7 protein-coding genes and 1 pseudogene are annotated in these 4,850 nt (G+C 60.9%); 2 read left to right on the top strand and 6 right to left on the bottom strand.

All coding sequences use genetic code 11. The annotated features are described in order from the left end of the window. Nucleotides 1–35: 35 nt before the first annotated feature. The 5 genes from psmA2 to thyA form a co-directional block, all read right to left on the bottom strand. Nucleotides 36–770, bottom strand: coding sequence for a proteasome subunit alpha (gene psmA2 / locus QT222_RS06580; RefSeq protein WP_004060422.1), 735 nt, complete (start codon nt 768–770; stop codon nt 36–38). A gap of 177 nt (nt 771–947) precedes the next feature. Then, nucleotides 948–1,127, bottom strand: a complete 180-nt coding sequence (locus tag QT222_RS06575; RefSeq protein ID WP_491476696.1) for an HVO_2922 family protein — start codon at nt 1,125–1,127, stop codon at nt 948–950. Nucleotides 1,128–1,232: 105 nt separating this feature from the next. Continuing rightward, complete coding sequence (locus tag QT222_RS06570) at nt 1,233–1,439, bottom strand: DUF4177 domain-containing protein (protein WP_491476695.1); 207 nt, start codon at nt 1,437–1,439, stop codon at nt 1,233–1,235. After that, nucleotides 1,436–1,996, bottom strand: a complete 561-nt coding sequence (locus QT222_RS06565) for a dihydrofolate reductase (protein ID WP_004060419.1) — start codon at nt 1,994–1,996, stop codon at nt 1,436–1,438. The genes QT222_RS06570 and QT222_RS06565 overlap by 4 nt, the downstream gene beginning before the upstream one ends. Further along, nucleotides 1,993–3,003, bottom strand: a complete 1,011-nt coding sequence (thyA, locus tag QT222_RS06560; protein WP_491476694.1) for a thymidylate synthase — start codon at nt 3,001–3,003, stop codon at nt 1,993–1,995. The genes QT222_RS06565 and thyA overlap by 4 nt, the downstream gene beginning before the upstream one ends. Before the next feature lie 150 nt (nt 3,004–3,153). On the opposite strand from thyA, the gene QT222_RS06555 reads away from it, so the two are divergent. Continuing rightward, nucleotides 3,154–3,735, top strand: a complete 582-nt coding sequence (locus QT222_RS06555) for an MBL fold metallo-hydrolase (protein ID WP_491476697.1) — start codon at nt 3,154–3,156, stop codon at nt 3,733–3,735. Between the two features lie 120 nt (nt 3,736–3,855). Here the strand turns inward: QT222_RS06555 and QT222_RS06550 are convergent. Beyond that, nucleotides 3,856–4,140 (bottom strand): annotated as a pseudogene (locus QT222_RS06550) (DUF5827 family protein); the annotation flags it as partial. A gap of 136 nt (nt 4,141–4,276) precedes the next feature. On the opposite strand from QT222_RS06550, the gene QT222_RS06545 reads away from it, so the two are divergent. Further along, nucleotides 4,277–4,687: a DUF7522 family protein gene (locus tag QT222_RS06545; RefSeq protein WP_004060415.1), complete on the top strand. Its 411-nt coding sequence runs from the start codon at nt 4,277–4,279 to the stop codon at nt 4,685–4,687. Nucleotides 4,688–4,850 lie beyond the last annotated feature (163 nt).

Here is a 4,850-nt window from a genome sequence, read left to right as displayed (position 1 = left end):
CCCGTACCGCGTTCACCTGTGCTCCTGTTTGTCATTTACTCCTCTTCTTCCTCGTCTTCGTCGGTGACGTCTGCAAACACTTCGGCAGCGGTGTCCTCGTCGACGATTTCGTAGCCCGCTTCGGACACCGTCACGATATTCAGTTCGTGGCTTTCGAGTTCGGTGTCAGCTTCGAGAAGCGCCTTGACGGCGAGTGTGAGCCCGTCTTCCAGCGACAGGTCGTCGGAGTAACCCGCTTCGAGTGCGGACTGGACATCGTCGCGGTGGCCGCCAATGGCGACCGCCTTCCACTCCTGCGGCGTCCCCGAGGGGTCCGCCGCGAACAGGCGACCCTCCCCGTTTTCGACGCCGCCGATAAGCAGAGACGCACCGTAGGGGCGGATGCCGCCGGACTGCGTGCTCTCTTGGATGTTATCGGTGATAGCCTTCGTGAGCGCCTCGACACCGATGGGTTCGCCGTAGCGGAGGCGCTCGCGCTGTGCGGTCGTCCGGGCGAAGTCGACGAGTTTGCGCGCGTCGGCGACGTGACCGGCGGTGGCAGCACCGAGAGCATCTTCCAGTTTGTGGAGTTTCTCGATGCTTTCTGCTTCCATGAGCTTCGACTGCGTGGCGCGGCGAGCGGCGAGAACGACGCCGTCAACCGTCCGGACGCCGAGAACCGGCGCGCCCCGTTTGACGGCTTCGCGGGCGTATTCGACCTGATAGATGCGGCCGTCGGGTGAGAACAGAGACGTTCCGCGGTCATACGCCTGCTTGTCGTTTCGGTTCATCGTGCGACCTCCTCGCGCGCGTCGGCGACGTTCGTCATTACTCCCTGGTCCGTTCCGGAGGCGGAAAAAGCCTCCACACCCGGCATGGGTGTGGGGTTCATTCAGACTGGTCGTTATCCGTCGATTGCCGCCGCTACTCAATCGTCGTTCGTCGCATCAGCCACCAATCCAATCCCGTTACTCCTCGACGACAGGTGCCTCCGGTGCGTTCTCCTTGACGCTCTCGATGCCCTTTTCGGCGTTTTGCTTCGACGTATAGCCTTCGCCGGAGTCAGCGAGGATGTTTCCGTTGTCGTGGACGAGCCGCCACCGCCACTCTCCTTGCGAATCAGCATACAATTCGAAGTGTGCTCCCATACCAACAGATACGACGGCGACGAACAAATGTCATTCGGACATCAACCACGAGAGAAAAAGTGCCACCGTCCACCGATTGCGTGTTCCCGGTTACGCCTGTTCGTTCTACTCTTTCGGTCGCTTAAATACGAGTGCGGTTTGTCCGGTCCCCGCACCGGCGGGGCGTGAATCACTGATTGTATCGACGAGTTCCCACTGCTCGTCACCGAGTGAGTTCAATGCATCCTCCATCGGCGCGGTGTCGCCGCTGAACAGACCGCCATCGGCGGTTCGAATGATTTTGTATTCCCAGCGAGTGTCGGCCCCGGTCATCGTGCTCCCTCCGATTCGGCCACGTCACCGCGACGCTCGTACTCGACAAACGAAAAGCCGTCGCGGTCGTCGCGGTCGACTTCGAACCACGACGTTTCGTCTCCGGTGTCGCGCCACTCCGGGAAGTACGTGTCTCCCTCGTACGCCTCGTCAAGTTCGGTGAGAATCAGTCCCGAAGCTCGGTCGAGGAACTGCTCGTAGACGGTTGCACCACCGACGACGTACACCGTCTCGACGCCCATGTCGTCCGCTGCGGCTTCTGCGGCCGTGACTGCCTCGTCAACCGAGTCGACCGTCTCCGCTCCCGCTGGGAGGTCGAGGTCGCGGCTCGTTAGGACGATGTTCCGTCGACCCGGAAGCGGACCGTCGATTTGCCTGGCGATGCTCTCGTAGGTCGTCCGACCCATGACGACGGGGTGGCCCATCGTCGTTGCCTTGAAGTGTTTCAGGTCCTCGGGGAGGTGCCACGGCATGTCGCCGTCGCGTCCGATAACCCTGTTTTCGGCGACGGCGGCGACGAGGACGAACCGTACCGAGTCGTCCGTGTGCTCGCTCATTCGGCCACCGCGAAGCGAATCCCGTCGGCAGGGTCGTAGTCTCGCAGGACGATATCGTCGAACGTGAGTTCCGAGAGAGGTACGTCGGCCACATCGAGTGTCGGGCGCTCGCGCGGTTCGCGCGAGGCCTGTAACAGCAGTCCGGGGACGTGGTCGTAGTCCTCTTCGCCGTCGGCTTCCTCGGGGGCCGCGTCGAGAAGCCACTCGCGCACGTCGAGGTACTCTTCAGGTTCCGTCACATCGGAAAGGCGGGTCTGGAGTTCGTCGAGGTGGTCGCCGTACCACGCACCGCGCTCGCCGGTGCCGCAGTAGACGTGCGCATCGACGATGGTGTGGGCGAATTTCCCGAGTTCGAACCCGGTTTGCTGGGCGACGACCTGCGCGAGAATCGCGTACGCCGCAAGGTTGAACGGAACGCCGAGTGCGATGTCGCCGGAGCGCTGGGTCAGATGGAGATTGAGGCGGTCGCCCTGCACGTTGAAGACGAACGTGTAGTGACACGGCGGAAGCGTCGAAACCGCCGCGTTCGCCGGGTGCCACGCGTTGATGACCATCCGGCGGGAGTTCGGATTTTCTTCGAGCGTGTCGAGGACGTAGGCGAGTTGGTCGAAGGTTCCCTCGTCGTTCATCCAGCGGTGGTCGTCGTCGGGCCACGCCTCGCCCGGCAGGCGGGCGTCGGGGTCGTCCTCGGGAACCGGGTAGCGCCGCCAGAAGCGACCGTAGGCCGTATCGAGGTGTCCTTCCTCGTCGGCCCACGCGTCCCAGATGCCCGTCTCCTCGCGGAGGGTGCGAATATGTTCCTCACCGGAGAGGTACCACAGGAGTTCGTGGATGAGCGAGTTCCAGCGGAAGCCCGAGAGGTCCTTCGTGGTGAGAAGCGGAAAGCCCTCCTGGAGGTCGACTTCGTAGTGCTTCGAGAACCCGGAGATGGTGTCTACACCCGTCCGATTTGGTTTGTACTGCCCGGTGCCGAGAACGTCTGTCACGAGGTCGAGATATTGGCGCATTGGTAGTGAGTGGACCCGGTTGTTTCCGTTATTGGAATCTATCGCTCTCCCCGTATGAAATGTGCGTTCACGCGCGGAGACGAAAAACTAAATCCAAGAGATATGGAAAATATGAAAACACGAAAGACCCCCCTCGCCGTACCCCTGTTCATGATTCGAAACCTCGCGCAGGGAGTTCGTACCTTCACGAGCAACGTGTTCCTCGTAGAAGGCGAGACAACTGCTCTCGTCGATACCGGTGCCAACTTCGACGTACTCCCGAAAATTCGCGAGGTAACGGACGACCTCGACGCAATCTACATCACCCACACGCATCCCGACCACATCGGAAACACCGACGCCGTCCGCGAGGCGTTCGACGTGGAAACGTGGGGCTACGACGCTGACAACCTCGCGGTCGACAACAGAATCGAAGACGGCGAGCGCATCCAAATCGGCGACGACGTGTACGAAGCCATCCACACGCCGGGGCACAAAAACGACCACCTGTGTTTCTTCTCCCAGGGGTCGGGCATCTGTTTCGCGGGCGACCTCGTGTTCGCCAACGGCGGGTTCGGCCGAACCGACTTACCGGAAGGCGACCGCGAGGCACTCATCGAGAGTATCGACCGCCTGCGCGAGGCCGTCGGGGACGACCTGCGCGAGATTCACGTCGGTCACGGGTCGAGCATCGTGACGCGGCCGCAAGACGACCTCGAACTTGCTGCTCGGGCGGCGCGGGTGAATCGCTAGGCGGCGGCTGTTGCCACCACTGTTGGGCTATTACTCCTCGTCGTCTGCTGTCTCTTCGTCCACTTCTCTCTCCGCTTCATCTTCTCCCGCTTCACCTTCCCCCACTTCGTCTTCTCCCGTTTCCTCTTCGTCTGGGACGGCATCCGGGTGAAGTCCGAAGAACCCCGGTTCGTCGCTTCGGGGGTCGTTGATGACGAAATCGTTCTGATTGGCGATAATCCACGGGATGGTCCACTGGATGATGCGGTTTTCCGTCTCCTCGTTGAGGTCGGCTTGGACGGGCAGGCCCTGCATCAGTCGCGCGATTTCGGCGACCGTGTACATGTAGTCCGGGTCGAGAATATCCGCCGGTTCGTACAGGAGATATCCGTAGAGCGTCTCGAACTCGTCTTTCGGCTTGGGCATACCGCCTGCTTCTTCGCGGACGGGCAAAACCCCGGCGACCCGTCGCTCACAGAACCTCACGCGATGGACTCGACGCTGTGTGGTTATCTGGCATACATGGGCATTTTTTATTACTGCCGAGACGAGGTACCAGATGATGAGCGACACGCTTGCCAAATTCGTCGATGTTTTTCGCGACTTCGGTGGGGATGACCTTCGGGACGTGTGGATTTTCGACCATCATAGCTACGACCATCTCTATCTCAGAGACGACATCGCCGTCGCCCTCGACTCAGTCGACGTATCTCGATTCGTCGACAACGAGCGCTTTGGATACGTCACGAGGGACACCTACGAAGTGTTGTACTACGCCGACTACAGCTACACTGTCCGCGGGTTCGACACGTTCGAACAGTTCCGAACCTTCGTCGGCGACGAGCCTATCGGCCTGTTCGCTGGCTTCGACCGGGGGGTGGCAGGACGCGATTTCGCTACACTGAACGACCGAATTCAGGCACTGGCCGACGAGCACGACGTTTCAGACCTGCTCGACGGTTCCGATAACTAACGGTAGCCCCGAGATAACGCCATCCCCGTTTCACAGGCTTTTGGTGCGAGTGCAGTCGCTCTCGGCGTGTCGCGGTCGAAAGAAATGTCAGGATATTCTGGGTTTTACTCGAAGCGCTCGAGGGCCTGTTCGTAGCGTGCTGCAGGGACGTCCCAGTCGACGA

This window comes from Haloferax sp. s1 (genome assembly GCF_058382125.1).
Note: the sequence above shows the minus strand (reverse complement) of the source record. Positions and strands in the feature narration are given on the sequence as shown.

Bases quoted from the DNA above. Each gene is read 5' to 3' on its own strand.
- psmA2 (WP_004060422.1), bottom strand. From the start codon at position 770: ATGAACCGAAACGACAAGCAGGCGTATGACCGCGGAACGTCTCTGTTC.
- QT222_RS06575 (WP_491476696.1), bottom strand. From the start codon at position 1,127: ATGGGAGCACACTTCGAATTGTATGCTGATTCGCAAGGAGAGTGGCGG.
- QT222_RS06570 (WP_491476695.1), bottom strand. From the start codon at position 1,439: ATGACCGGGGCCGACACTCGCTGGGAATACAAAATCATTCGAACCGCC.
- QT222_RS06565 (WP_004060419.1), bottom strand. From the start codon at position 1,996: ATGAGCGAGCACACGGACGACTCGGTACGGTTCGTCCTCGTCGCCGCC.
- thyA (WP_491476694.1), bottom strand. From the start codon at position 3,003: ATGCGCCAATATCTCGACCTCGTGACAGACGTTCTCGGCACCGGGCAG.
- QT222_RS06555 (WP_491476697.1), top strand. From the start codon at position 3,154: ATGATTCGAAACCTCGCGCAGGGAGTTCGTACCTTCACGAGCAACGTG.
- QT222_RS06545 (WP_004060415.1), top strand. From the start codon at position 4,277: ATGAGCGACACGCTTGCCAAATTCGTCGATGTTTTTCGCGACTTCGGT.